Annotated in this window: 11 protein-coding genes; 9 read left to right on the forward strand and 2 right to left on the reverse strand. The window is 63.3% G+C overall.

Annotated elements, in window-relative coordinates; all coding sequences use genetic code 11:
* The first annotated feature begins 48 nt into the window (after window positions 1-48).
* Entirely contained in the window at window positions 49-1,422 is a 1,374-nt protein-coding gene (tilS, locus tag IHQ72_RS06085) for a tRNA lysidine(34) synthetase TilS (protein WP_258123747.1), read from the forward strand.
* Between the two features lie 123 nt (window positions 1,423-1,545).
* Window positions 1,546-3,474 carry an ATP-dependent zinc metalloprotease FtsH gene (gene ftsH / locus IHQ72_RS06090; protein ID WP_065011263.1) on the forward strand — a complete coding sequence of 643 codons (1,929 nt, stop codon included), beginning with the start codon at window positions 1,546-1,548 and terminating at the stop codon, window positions 3,472-3,474.
* A gap of 547 nt (window positions 3,475-4,021) precedes the next feature.
* On the opposite strand, the gene IHQ72_RS06095 is transcribed toward ftsH, so the two are convergent.
* On the reverse strand, window positions 4,022-4,687 hold the full coding sequence (locus tag IHQ72_RS06095; protein WP_258121612.1) for a hypothetical protein: 666 nt from the start codon (window positions 4,685-4,687) through the stop codon (window positions 4,022-4,024).
* 514 nt (window positions 4,688-5,201) lie between these two features.
* Here IHQ72_RS06095 and glmM point away from each other — a divergent pair.
* From glmM to serA, 5 genes are all read left to right on the forward strand, one after another.
* Window positions 5,202-6,554: a phosphoglucosamine mutase gene (gene glmM / locus IHQ72_RS06100; protein WP_258121613.1), complete on the forward strand. Its 1,353-nt coding sequence runs from the start codon at window positions 5,202-5,204 to the stop codon at window positions 6,552-6,554.
* A gap of 224 nt (window positions 6,555-6,778) precedes the next feature.
* Window positions 6,779-7,609 carry an outer membrane protein gene (locus IHQ72_RS06105; RefSeq protein WP_258121614.1) on the forward strand — a complete coding sequence of 277 codons (831 nt, stop codon included), beginning with the start codon at window positions 6,779-6,781 and terminating at the stop codon, window positions 7,607-7,609.
* 190 nt (window positions 7,610-7,799) lie between these two features.
* Entirely contained in the window at window positions 7,800-8,549 is a 750-nt protein-coding gene (locus tag IHQ72_RS06110; protein WP_258121615.1) for an outer membrane protein, read from the forward strand.
* Window positions 8,550-8,736: 187 nt separating this feature from the next.
* Window positions 8,737-9,912 (forward strand): phosphoserine transaminase, encoded by a 1,176-nt coding sequence (locus tag IHQ72_RS06115; protein ID WP_258121616.1) that lies wholly within the window; start codon window positions 8,737-8,739, stop codon window positions 9,910-9,912.
* Between the two features lie 174 nt (window positions 9,913-10,086).
* Window positions 10,087-11,685: a phosphoglycerate dehydrogenase gene (serA, locus tag IHQ72_RS06120; RefSeq protein WP_258121617.1), complete on the forward strand. Its 1,599-nt coding sequence runs from the start codon at window positions 10,087-10,089 to the stop codon at window positions 11,683-11,685.
* Window positions 11,686-11,796: 111 nt separating this feature from the next.
* Here serA and IHQ72_RS06125 read toward each other — a convergent pair whose 3' ends face one another.
* On the reverse strand, window positions 11,797-12,687 hold the full coding sequence (locus IHQ72_RS06125; protein ID WP_258121618.1) for a DMT family transporter: 891 nt from the start codon (window positions 12,685-12,687) through the stop codon (window positions 11,797-11,799).
* Between the two features lie 318 nt (window positions 12,688-13,005).
* Here IHQ72_RS06125 and IHQ72_RS06130 point away from each other — a divergent pair, with 318 nt between their 5' ends.
* Together IHQ72_RS06130 and IHQ72_RS06135 are read left to right on the forward strand one after the other, a co-directional pair.
* Window positions 13,006-14,304, forward strand: a complete 1,299-nt coding sequence (locus IHQ72_RS06130; protein ID WP_258121619.1) for an adenylosuccinate synthase — start codon at window positions 13,006-13,008, stop codon at window positions 14,302-14,304.
* Between the two features lie 74 nt (window positions 14,305-14,378).
* Window positions 14,379-16,142 carry a hypothetical protein gene (locus IHQ72_RS06135; RefSeq protein ID WP_258121620.1) on the forward strand — a complete coding sequence of 588 codons (1,764 nt, stop codon included), beginning with the start codon at window positions 14,379-14,381 and terminating at the stop codon, window positions 16,140-16,142.
* Window position 16,143: the final 1 nt, after the last annotated feature.

Below are 16,143 nucleotides of genomic sequence, written 5' to 3' on the forward strand. Positions count from 1 at the left end.
GCATGTCGTTGCCCCAAAACCGGGGCCACTTTTGGGCGACATGCATTGATGCTCGAAACCGAGCCTGACCTTTCGGTTTTTTCGCAGATCGATTTTACCAACGGCGCTGTTGCGGCCGTGTCCGGCGGCAGCGACTCGACGGCCCTTCTCCTTCTGCTCAAAGATCACCTCGACCGTACCGCGCCCGCAACGAAATTGCTGGCTGTGACGATCGATCACGGTCTGCGGCCGGGCTCGGCCGCTGAGGCGCAAGCCGTGGCCAGGCTTTGTGCCGGGCGCGGCATTGCCCACCGCACCCTGGTCTGGTCCGGGCGCAAGCCATCGACCGGCCTGCCGGCTGCCGCGCGAGAGGCCCGCTACCGACTGCTGGCCGAGGCAGCGCAGGCGGAAGGTATCGGCCTGATCCTGACCGGCCACACTGCCGACGACCAGGCCGAGACCGTGCTGATGCGGCACGCGCGCGGCTATGGGGCACGCGAAGAGGGGCGAGGCCTTGCCGGCATGGCACCGGCCACCCTCTATGATTGGCGGATCTGGATCGCACGGCCGCTTCTCGGCACACGACGTGCGGCGCTACGCGAAGTCCTGCGGCGCGCAAATGTCGGCTGGGCCGAAGACCCGACCAATGAAGACGAGGCTTTCGAGCGGCCGCGAATCCGCGCAGCGCTTGCCGACAGCAATGGTGCGCAGCGCGTGGAAGATGCGGTGGCGCTGGCCGCGCGGGCTGCGGTGGAGCGCGAACAGCTTGGCCATCGCGCCGCCGCGCTGATCCGTGGCTTTGCCAGCAGCCCCGCCGATGGCCTTATCCGTCTCGATCCGGGTTTTGCGACGGCCGGCGACGAACCGGCGGCCGTCTATGCGCTGCGCATCCTGCTGGCGACTGTCGGCGGCGTTGCCTTTCTGCCCGACCAGGCTCGCAGCGAGGCGCTGCTCGACCGGCTGAGGACCGCGCCATTTTGCGCCACATTGTCGCGGACGGTGGTCGATGCACGGCGTGCCGGCATCTTCCTGCGTCGCGAAACCCGCAATCTGCCGCCCGCTGCTCCTGCCGTGGACAATGCCCTCTGGGACGGCCGCCGGAGGATCACATTGGGCGACGAGCCAGGCGCATTATTGATCGCGCCGCTCGGCGCGGCTCGTGCCGCAAAACTGGCAACTGCCGAAGGCGGCACGCCGCCAAGCGTTGTCCGCGCGGCTTTGGCGGCCGAGCCGATCCTGTGGCGCGCAGGCGAATATCTTGGCGAATGCCCTGGTTCGGCGCAGGACAGCCCGGTCTTGCCAGGTCTGGCGGTATGCCCGGTCGTCGCGCCCTTTGCCCGCTTCCTGCCGTCCTTCGACCTGGCGCCGGCCGGAACTGTCACCGCGCTGATCGGCGCGCCGCTTCTTCCTGCCCCGCCTTTCAGCGGCCACACTGCCGGTTGATCATGGGCGAAAGCTTAACCGCGACATGCTGTTCTGCTTGGCAAGGGAAGGCGCCATCCCTATGTTAGACCCAAGTTTCCTCTCACGACGCGTGTCCGCCAGCGGACGCCAACGGGACAATTGATGAATCCGAATTATCGCAATCTCGCGCTCTGGGCGATCATAGCGGTCCTGCTCATCGCTCTCTTTAATCTGTTCCAGACGCCGCAGACGCGCGGAGCAGCGAGCGATGTCCCCTATTCGCAGTTCCTGCAGGATGTCGCGGCCGGTCGGGTCAAGACGGTGACCATAGCGGGTGCCCGCATCTCGGGCACCTATACCGACACCTCTACCGGCTTCCAGACCTATTCGCCGGGTGATCCGTCGCTGGTTTCGAGACTCCAGGACAAGAACGTCACCATCAACGCGCGCCCCGAATCCGACGGTTCCAATTCGCTGTTCGGCTATCTCATCTCCTGGCTGCCGATGATCCTCATCCTTGGCGTCTGGATATTCTTCATGCGCCAGATGCAATCCGGCTCCGGCCGCGCCATGGGTTTCGGCAAGTCGAAGGCCAAGCTTTTGACCGAAGCGCATGGCCGCGTCACCTTCCAGGACGTCGCCGGCGTCGACGAAGCCAAGCAAGATCTGGAAGAGATCGTCGAATTTTTGCGTGATCCGCAGAAGTTCCAGCGGCTTGGCGGCAAGATCCCGCGCGGCGTGCTGCTCGTCGGCCCTCCCGGGACCGGCAAGACGCTGCTTGCCCGTTCGGTAGCCGGTGAGGCCAACGTGCCGTTCTTCACCATTTCCGGCTCGGACTTTGTCGAGATGTTCGTCGGCGTTGGCGCCAGCCGCGTCCGCGACATGTTCGACCAGGCCAAGAAGAACGCGCCCTGCATCATCTTCATCGACGAAATCGACGCGGTCGGCCGCCATCGCGGCGCCGGCCTCGGCGGCGGCAACGATGAACGCGAGCAGACGCTGAACCAGTTGCTGGTCGAAATGGACGGCTTCGAATCCAACGAAAGCATCATCCTGATCGCCGCCACCAACCGGCCGGACGTGCTCGATCCGGCGCTGCTCAGGCCCGGCCGTTTCGACCGCCAGGTGGTGGTGCCGAATCCCGACATCGTCGGCCGCGAGAAGATCCTGAAGGTGCATGTGCGCAACGTGCCGCTGGCGCCCAATGTCGACCTCAAGGTGATCGCACGCGGCACGCCGGGCTTTTCCGGCGCGGATCTGATGAACCTCGTCAACGAATCCGCCCTGATGGCGGCGCGGCGCAACAAGCGCCTTGTCACCATGGCCGAGTTCGAGGACGCCAAGGATAAGATCATGATGGGCGCCGAGCGCCGCTCGTCGGCCATGACCCAGGCCGAGAAGGAACTCACCGCCTATCACGAGGCCGGCCACGCCATCCTGGCGCTGAACGTGCCGTCGGCCGATCCGCTGCACAAGGCGACCATCATCCCGCGTGGCCGGGCGCTTGGCATGGTCATGCAGCTGCCGGAAGGCGACCGCTATTCGATGAGCTACAAATACATGATCTCGCGCCTCGCCATCATGATGGGTGGCCGCGTCGCCGAGGAGTTCAAGTTCGGCAAGGAGAACATCACCTCGGGTGCCTCCTCGGACATCGAGCAGGCAACCAAGCTGGCGCGCGCCATGGTCACGCGCTGGGGCTTCTCCGACAAGCTCGGCCATGTCGCCTATGGCGACAACCAGGAGGAAGTCTTCCTCGGCCATTCGGTGGCGCGCACGCAGAACGTCTCGGAAGAGACGGCGCAGATCATCGACGCCGAAGTGCGCCGGCTGATCGACGAGGCCTATTCGACGGCGAAATCCATCCTGACCAAGAAGAAGAAGGAATGGATCGCGCTGGCGCAGGGGCTTTTGGAATACGAGACGCTGTCCGGCGAGGAGATCAAGCAGTTGATCGCCGGCCACAAGCCCGCTCGCGATCTCGGCGACGACACGCCACCGAGCCGTGGCTCGGCCGTGCCGAAGTCCGGCAGCCGCCGCAAGAAGGGCCCGGAGCCCGAAGGTGGCATGGAGCCTCAGCCGTCAAGCTAGGGTCCGGCTCTGGAGATTGATTTCGAAAACGCCGCGGCTCGAACCGCGGCGTTTTTTGTTCAGGAGGTTGCCGACAGCCGATCGCGGCGCGAAAGCCTTTCACCCCATCGCATTCGCTCCCATAACTTGATTGGATTCGGCAAATGTTGAGTGACAGGCGCGCTGTCCTGCCGTCCTCTCAAGACCGGGTTCCTCGCCCACCGCGAAGCAGGGGAGAGATGGCCGCCCACGGGTCTTGCCTTTGGCAAGGCCGAGGACAGGCTCCGCGACCGGAGAGAGGGGCTTTCCTAGAGCGCGGTTCACCCCTCTCCGTCTCGGCTTCGCCGAGCCATCTCTCCCCATTTCGTGGGGGCAAGGAACTCAAGCTGGAATGGAGCCGCGATCCTTCCGCTCTGTCCTGCCCTCTTTGCCACCACTTGGCATCTGCCCTCAAAGGGGAGATTGGCAGTGGCTTCGCCGGCGCCAGCAGGACCGTCCGCAGCCGGCAACAAAAAGGCCCGCGGACCTTGCGGGTCGCGGGCCTTCCGTCTTCAGATGCTGCTGCCGATCAGCTCTTCAGCGCGGCATTGCACAGGCTGTAGAAGCCGCCACCCTTCTGGATCCATTTGAGGCCACCCAGCGTATCGGCCTCCTTGTTGGCGTGGTACTGGTCGCGGCAGGTGTGCATGCGGGCCTTGGCCGGGGATTCGCTGCTATACTTGGTGGAGATCGCCTTCGGAAACGTCACTCCCTGGGGAGCGGTGACGGTCGGTGTTTCCGGGTGGCTGGTGAGGCTTGCCTGATCGGCTGCCGGCACGGTGTCTTGGTCGGAACCATCGGCACCGCACTGGCTCATGCGGAAGTCGTTCCACTTCATGCCGTTAAGCGTGTTGCCGGTCTTGGCCGCCTGATATTTGGCGCTGCAATCCGCTCTGCTGAGGCCGTTGCCGGCGTTGACAGTTGCCGCTGCCTTGGTCGTCGCTGCGGCGGCCGCATCGGTAGTTGCAGCGCTGGTGCTGTCCGCCTTGGCTGGCGTGGCGTCGGTTGCGGCGGCCTCGGTGCCGCATTCTGCCTTGCGGAACTGGTTCCAGTTCTGCCCGCCAAGTGTTCCGGCGTCCTTTGCCGCGTTATACTTGGTGCTGCATTCAGCCATGGTCAGCGCATTGGCGGGCGCCGCCAGGAATAAAGTCACGACGGCAAGACCCGTCAAAGTGGCAAGTCGATGGATGATCATGCGTCTTCTCCCTCAGGTGTTCACGTTATGTACCGCGCAAGCAATAGCACTCAACGGCTGGTTGTGCCAGAGGCTAAATGGCGTGAAAGCTGTCGGAAAGTGCATTATTTTTATGAGATCGTTGCCAGCTCCTGTTCGCCCGGCAATTTTCCCGGGCGCATTTGCACGGAAAACTTGTATAGAGCGGACCACAGTCAGGAACTGCCCCACATGACGGGTCGATCGGGTCGGCCAGTGCGGCGGACCTGAATGCCCGGTCCAGAGCAACACGACGTGTGGGTTCCGAATTCAATGCCTACTGATTGGCACATGAAAGAATCCGGATGCGGTCTGAAGTTCCTGAACGCTGCTGCCGCAACCAGGGCAGGAAACTCAACACATTAGCGTGACACAAAACACACAAACCAACAATTTTCTAAGGATTGGCGACATATAATCATGCATTGTGATGATAGGGCTCGGGCCAATTTGTGGCATGACGTGCCGGAAAAGAACCATCGGGAAGCTGGCTAGCATGGCAGGAAGTTATTTCGGTACGGACGGCATTCGCGGGCGCGCCAACAGGTTTCCAATGACGGCGGAGGTCGCCATGAGGGTCGGCATGGCCGCCGGCCTTTCGTTCCAGCGCGGTAACCATCGCCACCGCGTCGTGCTCGGCAAGGATACCAGGCTTTCCGGTTACATGATCGAGAATGCGATGGTGTCGGGCCTGTGCGCCGCCGGCATGGACGTGTTCCTGCTCGGCCCGATTCCGACGCCGGCGGTCGCCATGCTGGTGCGCTCGTTGCGCGCCGACATCGGTGTGATGATATCGGCCTCGCACAATCCTTACTACGACAACGGCATCAAGCTGTTCGGCCCAGATGGCTACAAGCTCTCCGACGAGATCGAGGAGCGCATCGAGGGGATGCTCGACAAGGACATCGATCTGGCGCTCGCCGATTCGGACGGGCTCGGCCGGGCCAAGCGCGTCGACGGCGTTCATGACCGCTACATCGAATTCGCCAAGCGCACGCTGCCGCGGTCGATGTCGCTTTCGGGCCTCCGCATCGTCGTCGACTGCGCCAATGGCGCCGCCTACAAGGTGGCGCCCGAGGCGCTGTGGGAACTCGGCGCCGAGGTTGTCGCCATCAATGTCGAGCCCAACGGCTTCAACATCAACAAAGAGTGCGGCTCGACCCATCCGGCCGGCCTGCAGAAGAAGGTGCACGAAGTGCGCGCCGATATCGGCATCGCGCTCGACGGCGATGCCGACCGCGTCGTCATCGTCGACGAGAATGGCGCGATCGTCGATGGCGACCAGATCATGGCGCTGATCGCCGAGTCCTGGCATCAGAGCGGACGGCTGGCCGGAGGCGGCGTCGTCTCGACGGTGATGTCCAATCTCGGCCTCGAACGCTTCCTCGGCGAGATGAACCTGCAGTTGCACCGCACCAAGGTCGGCGACCGCTATGTCGTCGAGCACATGCGTGCGCACGGCCTGAACGTCGGCGGCGAACAGTCGGGCCACATCGTGCTGTCCGATTTTTCCACGACCGGCGACGGCCTCGTTTCGGCGCTCCAGGTGCTCGCCTGCATCAAACGGCAGAACCGGCCGGTCAGCGAATTGTCGAAGAAGTTCGCGCCGGTGCCGCAGCTGCTGAAGAACGTCCATATTTCCGGCGGCAAGCCGCTCGAGGAAGCCCCTGTCAAGGCGGCGATCGAAGATGCACGCCACCGGCTGGGCAAGGCCGGGCGCCTGGTCATCCGGCCATCCGGCACGGAACCGCTTATTCGCGTCATGGCGGAAGGCGACGATCAGCAACTGGTCGAGGCCGTCGTCAACGACATTGTCGAGGTCATTTCGGAAACGCGCAGCGCCGCCTGATCCTGCAGCTTTGCCAGTTCGAAAGCCCGCCTTCCGGCGGGCTTTTTTATTGGGTTGCATTCCAGTTTATCCAGGGAAATGACGCGAAATCCTGAAAGATTTAGAGATTCATGGTTAAGCGATAGGGTTAAACGCCCTTTAACTTTTCCAATTCATTATCCACGACTGAAGCCAATCAGATTCGGACGCGTTCGCTGTGCCGAGGGTTCTCAGGGGTGACAAGCATGTTCAATACAGCAAGAACGGTCCTCTTTGCGGCGCTGTTCGCCGGCGTGGCCGGACCAGTGTTCGCCGCCGACTTCGTCGAGCCGCCCGTGGTCGAACCGGCCCCGCCGCTGCCCGTCTACGAGCAGCCAGTCGAATATGGCGGCTGGTACATTCGCGGCGATATCGACTATCACTGGTCGGAGTTTCGCGGCGGCGACTACATCACCTACGGGCCGGATCCAGGCACCGGCCGCTTTGACAGCGGCGAGCTGGACGGCGCCTTCTCGGCCGGTGCCGGCGTCGGTTACCAGATCAACCAGCATTTCCGCACCGACCTGACCGCGGACTGGATGAGCAAATCCGAATTCCGCGGCTCGACCACCGGCATCTGCCTCGATGGAGATCCCTGTACTTCGACCGACACCTCGTCCTATACCGCGCTGCTGCTGCTCGCCAACGCCTATGTCGATATCGGCACCTGGCACGGCATCACGCCCTATGTCGGCGCCGGCATCGGCGGCGCCTGGGTCAAGTGGGATAAGCTTCACAACACCATTGAAGACGGCGAATTCTCCCACAATGGCGGCAAGGGTTGGCGTTTTGCCTATGCCGCCATGGCGGGCGCATCCTACTGCTTGACCGATCGGGTCAAGCTCGATGTCGGCTACCGCTTCAGCCATATCGAAGGCGGTAAGATGTTCGACTTCGACAGCGATGTCGGTCCTGGCCATGACGAGGGCATCAACACGCACGAAGTGCGCGGCGGCCTGCGCTACCAGTTCGGCAACTCGGACTGCGCCCAGCCGGTGCCGATCGCCTACGAACCCGAACCGGTCTACACCAAGTAATCACTTCGAGAGCAGGTTTGCAGACCGCCCGGCAAAAGCCGGGCGGTTTTCGTTGTGTCGGGAAAGCGCATCAAAATCAATTCGCTAACGCGCTGTTATCCTTAACCGCCACTTAACCACTATGGTTAACAATGCCTCATGAAACGGCGCTCGCGATCGCGAATGGCGCCACCTTCGGGAGCCGGGATCAATGACAGTCAAATCGCGCATAGCGCTGGCGCTTGCAGCAATCGCCCTGATGCCGCTGTCTCAAGCGCTTGGCGCCGACTACGATCCGCCGATCTATGTCGACCAGGCGCCGGACTATGTGCCGGTCGAAGTCGGTTCGGGATGGTATCTGCGCGGCGATGTCGCCTATTTGCCGGAAAAGAGCTTCGACAATGAGGACTTCGCCTTCGCGCCAGCGGACTTCGAAGAAGAAGAAGATCGCATCTTCGCCAGCATCGGCTTCGGCTACCATTTCAACGATTATCTGCGCGCCGATCTCAATCTCGGCTATCTGCCCGGCAACGAGATCAGCGTCAGCTATGACAACGGAGCGACCGTGGCGTCGGCGGACCTGGAAAACTATGCCTTCTCGGGCATGCTCAACGGGTATGTCGACCTTGGCACCTATGTCGGGATCACGCCCTATCTCGGCGCCGGCATCGGTATTGTCCAGAGCAATCGCCGCCTCTCGGCGGACCACTTCACAAACAACGGCAACCCCGCCGACGATTTCGTCCGGGATGACGACAAGACCCAGTACTCTTTCGCCTATACGCTGAATGCCGGCCTTGCCTACCAAGTGAGCAAGAACGTCTCCATCGATCTCGGCTATCAGTATTTTTCCGCACCTGACGCAGAATATGGGACTGCTGAGAGCCTGACTTCTTATCCGACCCGCAAAGGCATCAATAACCACCAAGTCAAGGTCGGGCTGCGCTACGATCTCTGGTAGGCATGGCGAAAGCCTCGGAAATGCCAGCGGCGGACTTCGGTCCGTCGTTCTGTTTTTCGGTGAGGACGCGGCAGTATCCTGCCAGCGACAAAAACTTTCCCCTTGACGCCGGAAGCCTGAACGCATATCGCCGTCCGTGGGCCACCCCTCCCCAACGAGGGGCCACTATCTGGAAGGATAGACCACGATGACGACGCATACGAAGCCCGGACTCCGTCCGGAAAATCCCAATTTTTCTTCAGGTCCCTGCGCAAAACGTCCCGGCTGGTCGGTCGAGGCGCTGGCCAATGCCGCGCTCGGACGCTCGCACCGCGCCAAGATCGGCAAGACCAAGCTCGAACAGGCGATCGAGCTGACGCGAGAGGTCCTCCAGATTCCCGCAGATTACCGCATCGGCATCGTGCCGGCGTCGGACACCGGCGCGGTCGAAATGGCGCTGTGGTCGCTGCTCGGCGAACGCGGCGTCGACATGGTCGCCTGGGAGAGTTTCGGCTCCGGCTGGGTCACCGACGTGGTCAAGCAGCTGAAGCTCGCCGACGTGCGCAGGATCGAAGCCGGTTACGGCGCGCTGCCGGATCTGGCAAAAATCGACTTCAACCGCGATGTCGTCTTCACCTGGAACGGCACGACATCAGGCGTGCGTGTGCCGAACGGCGATTTCATCCCGGCCAGCCGCAAGGGCCTGACCATCTGCGACGCGACCTCGGCGGCCTTTGCGCAAAAGCTCGATTTCCAGAAGCTCGATGTCGTCACCTTCTCCTGGCAGAAGGTGCTGGGCGGCGAAGGTGCGCACGGCATGCTGATCCTCAGCCCGCGCGCCGTCGAGCGGCTGGAAAGCTACAAGCCGGCCTGGCCGCTGCCGAAAATCTTCCGCCTCACCTCGGGCGGCAAGCTCATCGAAGGCATCTTCAAGGGCGAGACCATCAACACGCCATCGATGCTGTGCGTCGAGGATTATCTCGACGCGCTGCGTTGGGCGAAGTCGATCGGCGGGCTCGACGCATTGATTGCCCGCGCCGACGCCAATGCCGCCGTTCTCGATGGTTTCGTCGATAAATCCGCATGGCTCGGCCATCTGGCGACCGACCCGGCGACGCGGTCGAACACGTCCGTCTGTCTTTCCTTCACCGACCCGGATGTCGCGGCACTCGACGCCGACGGACAGGCGGCCTTCGCCAAGGCGATTGTCTCGGCGCTCGACGAGGAAGGCGTCGCCTATGATATCGGCGCCTATCGCGACGCGCCGCCCGGCCTGCGCATCTGGTGCGGCGCGACGGTCGAGACGCCCGACCTCGAAGCGCTGCTGCCGTGGCTCGACTGGGCCTTTGCCGCACAGAAGGCGTCGCTCAGGGCGGCCGCCTGACCCCTCCCCCTTGAGGGGAGGGTGGCCCCGAAGGGCCGGGTGGGGTCGCCTCCACCCAGCTCAATGACCCACCATCCAAAAAGAATCGGCCGCGTCCGGCCGCAACGACCCACTCGGCGCTCGCGCCGACCCTCCTCTCAAGGGGAGGGGCGCCAATCGCAAAGGACCAAGCCAATGCCCCGCGTTCTCGTCTCAGACAAACTCTCCACCACTGCCGTGCAGATCTTTAGGGATCGCGGCATCGACGTCGACTACCTGCCCGACCTCGGCAAGGACAAGGAAAACCTGCTCGAAGTGATCGGCCAGTATGACGGCCTCGCCATCCGTTCGGCGACCAAAGTCACCGAGAAGCTGATCAACGCCGCCACCAGACTCAAGGTCGTCGGCCGCGCCGGCATCGGCGTCGACAATGTCGACATCCCGGCGGCGAGCCGCAAGGGCATCATCGTGATGAACACGCCCTTCGGCAATTCGATCACCACCGCCGAGCATGCCGTCGCCATGATCTTCGCGCTGGCCCGCCAGATACCCGAAGCCAATGCCTCGACCCATGCCGGCAAATGGGAAAAGAACCGCTTCATGGGCATCGAGATCACCGGCAAGACACTGGGCATCATCGGCTGCGGCAATATCGGCTCGATCGTCGCCACGCGCGGCGTCGGCCTGAAGATGCATGTCATCGCTTTCGACCCGTTCCTGTCGGACAGTCGCGCCGAGGAACTCGGCGTCGAGAAGGTCGAGCTGGACGAGCTGTTCACCCGCGCCGATTTCATCACCCTGCACACGCCGTTGACCGACAAGACGCGCAACATCATCGACGCCGCGGCGATCGCCAAAATGAAGACCGGCGTGCGCATCATCAACTGCGCCCGTGGCGGGCTGATCGTCGAGGCCGACCTGATCGCGGCGCTGAAAAGCGGCAAGGTGGCAGGCGTCGGCATCGATGTGTTCGAGGTTGAACCCGCCGAGCAGAACGAACTGTTCGGCATGGAGAATGTTGTGGTGACGCCGCATCTCGGCGCTTCGACCACCGAGGCGCAAGAGAATGTCGCCCTGCACGTCGCCGAGCAGATGTCCGACTATCTGATCAAGGGCGCCGTTTCCAACGCCATCAACATGCCGTCGATCACCGCCGAAGAGGCGCCGCGCCTGAAGCCTTTCGTCAAGCTGGCCGAAGTGCTCGGCGCCTTTGTCGGCCAGGTCACCGAGGATCCGATCAAGGAGGTCGAGATCCTGTTCGACGGCTCGACCGCGACGATGAACACGCGCGCGCTGATCAGCGCCACCCTTGCCGGACTGATTCGGCCGCAGGTCTCCGATGTTAACATGGTGTCGGCGCCGATCATGGTGAAGGAGCGCGGCATCATCGTCGCCGAGGTCAAGCGCGACAAATCCGGCGTGTTCGACGGCTATATCAAGTTGACGGTCAAGACCGAGCATAGGACGCGTTCGATCGCCGGCACCTGCTTTTCGGACGGCAAGCCGCGCTTCATCCAAATCAAAGGCATCAACCTAGACGCCGAGGTCGGCCAGCACATGCTCTACACGACGAATGCCGATGCGCCCGGCATCATCGGTCTGCTCGGCACGGTCTGCGGCGAGAACGGCGTCAACATCGCGAACTTCCAGCTCGGCCGCAACCGGCCTGGCGGCGATGCCATCGCGCTGCTCTATCTCGATGCGCCGTTTCCGGAAAACGTGCTGGAACAGGTGCGGGCGCACAAGTCGATCGACTCCGCCAAGCGGCTGCATTTCGATGTGGGCGGCGCCTGAATCATGCCCGCGCGCCCCGCGTGCTCCACAAGCACACGGGGCGTTTCGACAATCATGGCTGCGACGGGCTCTGGATTGCACCATTCTGATCCGATCCCGAACATCTGCCGGCTAAATCGCCAGCTTCCTTCCGCTGTATTCGGCGAGGCTGATGCCGCCGAGCACCAGCACGAGGGCCAGACCCTGATAGAGCTGGAATGTCTCACCGACGATCAGCACCGACAGCAGCGTGCCGAAGATCGGCACCAGGTTGATGAACAGGCCGGCCCGGTTGGCGCCGATCAGTTCGTTGCCCCTGATATAGAAAATCTGCGAGACGACTGAGGCGCCGATCGCGGTGTAGAACGCTATCGCCCAGCCGCGCGCATCGGGGACGATGACCTTGCCGGCGGCCACTTCCCACAGGAAGAAAGGCAGCGAGGTGACAAGTGCGGCAATCGACAGCGCCAGCATCAGGCTTTGCCAGCGTATGGCCGGCTTCAGCCGCAGCCCGACCGAGTAGAAACTGTAACAAAGCACCGCGATCAGCATAATGGCGTCGCCGAAGTTGAGATCCAGCTTGAGAAGCTGGCGCAGATCGCCATGGCTGGCGGTCAGGGCGACGCCGATGATCGTCAGCACGACGCCGGCGATCTGCACCCGGTTCACACGCAGGCGAAACAACACGAAATTGGCGAGGATGATCACGATCGGGATCGCCGCCTGCTCGATCGAGACGTTGATCGCCGTCGTGTAGTTGAGCGCCGTGTAGAAGATCGCGTTGAAGAAGGTGAAGCCGCAAGCGCCGAGCCCGCCAAGCAGCAACCAATGCTGGCGCACCACCGGCCAATCCTCGCGCAGCGTTCGCCAGCCGATCGGCAGCATGATCAGAACGGCCAGAACCCAGCGCAGGAAGACCAGCGTCATCGGCGAAATGTGGTCGACCGCCAGCTTGCCGGCCACGGAGTTGCCGCCCCACAGCAAGGTGGTGAACAGCAAGAACAGATAGGCGGTTCGATGCATCGCGAAATTCCAGCCGGGGAGGGGCAGGCGAAGGGTCTTTGCCGACCTATTGTGGCGGTTCGCGCAAGTAAATGATGTCAAAGGCGAAAATTGTTGTGCCTGAGGGCGCTTTCGGCGGTAAAGAATGGTCGCGCTCGCCGGGTCTTGACGTTATAGAGCGACGTGCGTCCACTTGGACGGACAAAGTACGCGTCTCAAGGCTTGAATGTCCGCATCGTGCTTCCGAAATCGATTCCGATTTTCGGGCCTATGCGATAGAAGCCTGTCGTTTCGAACCATTTCAAGCCGCTCCGAGCGGCGCCTCAAGGGAAAAGAAACATGGCCAATGTGGTGGTCGTCGGCTCGCAATGGGGCGACGAGGGCAAAGGCAAGATCGTTGACTGGCTGTCGGAACGCGCTGACGTCGTCGTGCGCTTCCAGGGCGGCCACAATGCCGGCCATACGCTGGTCGTCGACGGCAAGGTCTACAAGCTGTCGCTGCTGCCGTCCGGCGTGGTGCGACAAGGCAAGCTGTCCATCATCGGCAATGGCGTCGTCTTCGACCCGCACGCCTTCGTCGCGGAAGTGGCGAAATTGAAAGCGCAAGGCGTCGATGTGACGCCCGAGCGCCTGAAAATAGCCGAAAACACCGCGCTTATCCTGTCCTTGCACCGGGAGCTGGACGGATTCCGCGAAGACGCCGCCTCCAATTCCGGAACGAAGATCGGCACGACCCGTCGCGGCATCGGCCCCGCTTATGAGGATAAGGTGGGCCGGCGCGCGGTCAGGGTGATGGACTTGGCGGATTTGGAAACGCTGCCCTTGAAGGTCGACAGGCTGCTAACGCATCACAATGCGCTGCGCCGTGGGCTCGGTCACGCCGAGGTCACGCATGACGCCATCATGAGTGAGCTGATTTCGGTCGCCGACGAGATCCTGCCCTATATGGACCGTGTCTGGAAGATCCTCGACGACAAGCGCCGCGCCGGCGAACGCATCCTGTTCGAGGGCGCGCAAGGCACGCTGCTCGACATCGACCACGGCACTTATCCATTCGTCACCTCGTCCAACACGGTCGCCGGTCAAGCGGCCGCCGGATCCGGTGTCGGCCCGGGTGCCATCGGTTATGTGCTCGGCATCACCAAGGCCTATACGACGCGTGTCGGCGAAGGTCCGTTCCCGACCGAACAGAAGAACGAGATCGGCGAGTTCCTGGGCACGCGCGGCCACGAGTTCGGCGTCGTCACCGGCCGCAAGCGCCGCTGCGGCTGGTTCGATGCCGTGCTGGTTCGCCAGGCCGTTGCCGTCAACGGCATCAAGGGCATCGCGCTGACCAAGCTCGATGTGCTCGACGGGCTGGACGAGATCAAGGTCTGCACCGGCTACCGCCTCGATGGCGAGGCGATCGATTATCTGCCGGCCAGCCAAGGTGCGCAGGCGCGCGTCGAACCGGTGTACGAGACGCTGGAGGGCTGGAAAGGCACCACCGCCGGCGCCAGAAGCTGGAACGATCTGCCGGCCCAGGCAGTCAAATATGTCCGTCACATCGAGGAGCTGATCGGCGCGCCGGTCGCACTCCTTTCCACCAGCCCTGAACGGGACGACACAATACTTGTGACCGATCCGTTTCAAGACTAGATTCTCAGCCGTTCCGGGCATCGCGGCCGATTTGCGGGGGCCGGCCCAGAAACGAAATGCAGGTCGACTGAAGCATGGCAGATTTTGTTGGTGCTCTGAAAAAGACGCTCAATGGTCTCGGCGAGCCGTCGCCGGAGGTACGCGCGAGGGTCTATGACAAGGCCCGTTCGACGATCGCGGACAAGCTGGCCAAGATCACGCCGCCGCTGGCGCCTTCGGTCGTTGCCCAGCATAAGCGCACCCTGGAAGACGCCATCGCCAGCGTCGAGCGGGATTATACCAGGAGTGTGCCGGTATCCGATCCGCTGTCGGAGCTGGAAGACATCTTCTCCTCCATCGACCGCAACAAGAACCAACCCAGCCATGTTCGGCAGCCGGCAAAAACCGAGCCGGCGTGGCAGCCGGCAGAGACTGAGCCGGCATGGCAGCCGGTAAAGACTGAGCCGGCATGGCAGCCGGCGCCTGCCGCCAAAGCCGCGCCGAATTGGCAAAAACCGCCATCCGTTGCTTCTCCTCCAGAGCACACCGATGCGGTGCCTTCGGACGCGGGTCTTCCAGCGGAGGACGAGAAGAGCGATACCTTTAGAGACGATGTCTTTCCCAACGACGAGGAGCCGGCGCCGGACACCTTTCAGCGTCTGCGTCCTGCCGAGCGTAGGCGCAGCTATGGCGGGCTGATCGCCGCTGTCGTCGCTTTGCTCGTCGTCGCCGGCGGCGGCTATGGCATCTGGCTGAACAAGGACGCGTTCAGCAACATGCTAGGTCTCAACAGCACGACGGTCGCAACCATCGAACCGTTGGTGAAGCCGACCCCGGCCGAGCCGGCTACCGATGCCGCGGCAAGGCCTCCGGCAGCAGCGGCTCCAACGGATGCCGAGGGCACAAAGTTCACCCAGCGGCTGACGCCCGAGGGCGGTGAGGTCGATCCCGGCCCCGCTTCAGGACAAAGCGGTATCGGAGAGGGCGAATCCGTCGCAGCACTGACCACGCCGCCGCCGGCCGCACCTGCGCCTGCAGCGCCGGCCGGCGATACGCCAGCCACGACTGCGCCCGCCACGCCGGGTGCTGCCCCCACGACACCGCCTGCCGATGGCGCCACGCCGGCGCCGGCGGCGCCGGCCGATAGCGCAACCGCCCCGGCAGCGCCGGCCCCGGGTGCCGCCCCGGCAGCGCCGGCCCCGGGTGCCGCCCCGGCAGCGCCGGCCCCGGGTGCCGCCCCGGCAGCGCCGGCCCCGGGTGCTGCGCCGGCCGCGCCGACAGCCGCGCCTGCGGAAACCGCACTGGCGGTCGGCCAGAAGGCGATCTTCTACGAGGAGCGCACCAGCACCGCCCAAGGGTCGGCCGAGTCCGGCAGCATCGTCTGGTCGCTGGTGCAGGAATCGCCCGGCGGCAATCTGCCGCCGGAGCCGGCAATCCGCGCCGAGGCGAGCATTCCGGGTAAGGACGTGCAGCTGCGCATGACCATCCGCCGCAACACCGACCAAACGCTTCCGGCCAGCCACATCATCGAGATGATTTTCCTGACGCCCGATGGTTTCGATGGCGGCGGCGTCGACAATATCCTGCGCGTCGCCATGAAGGGCTCTGAACAGGATGCCGGCAGCCCGCTGATCGGCATCCCGGCGAAAATCGCGGACGGCTTCTTCCTGGTCGCTCTCAACGACACCAAGGCGGACGAAGACGCCAATCTGACCCTGCTCCGGGGCCAGAACTGGATCGACGTGCCGGTGGTCTACAAGACCGGACGGCGGGCGCTGCTCACCATGGAAAAGGGCATTCCCGGCGAGAAGGTGTTCGACGAGGCGCTGAAGGCCTGGCAAACAAAGACGGCGGGCTGAG

Origin of the sequence: Mesorhizobium onobrychidis, assembly GCF_024707545.1 — a bacterium.
GTDB classification, from domain to species: Bacteria; Pseudomonadota; Alphaproteobacteria; order Rhizobiales; family Rhizobiaceae; genus Mesorhizobium; species Mesorhizobium onobrychidis.

Excerpts from the sequence above, each read along its gene's own strand:
- tilS (WP_258123747.1), top strand. The coding sequence starts at position 49 with ATGCTCGAAACCGAGCCTGACCTTTCGGTTTTTTCGCAGATCGATTTT.
- ftsH (WP_065011263.1), top strand. The coding sequence starts at position 1,546 with ATGAATCCGAATTATCGCAATCTCGCGCTCTGGGCGATCATAGCGGTC.
- IHQ72_RS06095 (WP_258121612.1), bottom strand. The coding sequence starts at position 4,687 with ATGATCATCCATCGACTTGCCACTTTGACGGGTCTTGCCGTCGTGACT.
- glmM (WP_258121613.1), top strand. The coding sequence starts at position 5,202 with ATGGCAGGAAGTTATTTCGGTACGGACGGCATTCGCGGGCGCGCCAAC.
- IHQ72_RS06105 (WP_258121614.1), top strand. The coding sequence starts at position 6,779 with ATGTTCAATACAGCAAGAACGGTCCTCTTTGCGGCGCTGTTCGCCGGC.
- IHQ72_RS06110 (WP_258121615.1), top strand. The coding sequence starts at position 7,800 with ATGACAGTCAAATCGCGCATAGCGCTGGCGCTTGCAGCAATCGCCCTG.
- IHQ72_RS06115 (WP_258121616.1), top strand. The coding sequence starts at position 8,737 with ATGACGACGCATACGAAGCCCGGACTCCGTCCGGAAAATCCCAATTTT.
- serA (WP_258121617.1), top strand. The coding sequence starts at position 10,087 with ATGCCCCGCGTTCTCGTCTCAGACAAACTCTCCACCACTGCCGTGCAG.
- IHQ72_RS06125 (WP_258121618.1), bottom strand. The coding sequence starts at position 12,687 with ATGCATCGAACCGCCTATCTGTTCTTGCTGTTCACCACCTTGCTGTGG.
- IHQ72_RS06130 (WP_258121619.1), top strand. The coding sequence starts at position 13,006 with ATGGCCAATGTGGTGGTCGTCGGCTCGCAATGGGGCGACGAGGGCAAA.
- IHQ72_RS06135 (WP_258121620.1), top strand. The coding sequence starts at position 14,379 with ATGGCAGATTTTGTTGGTGCTCTGAAAAAGACGCTCAATGGTCTCGGC.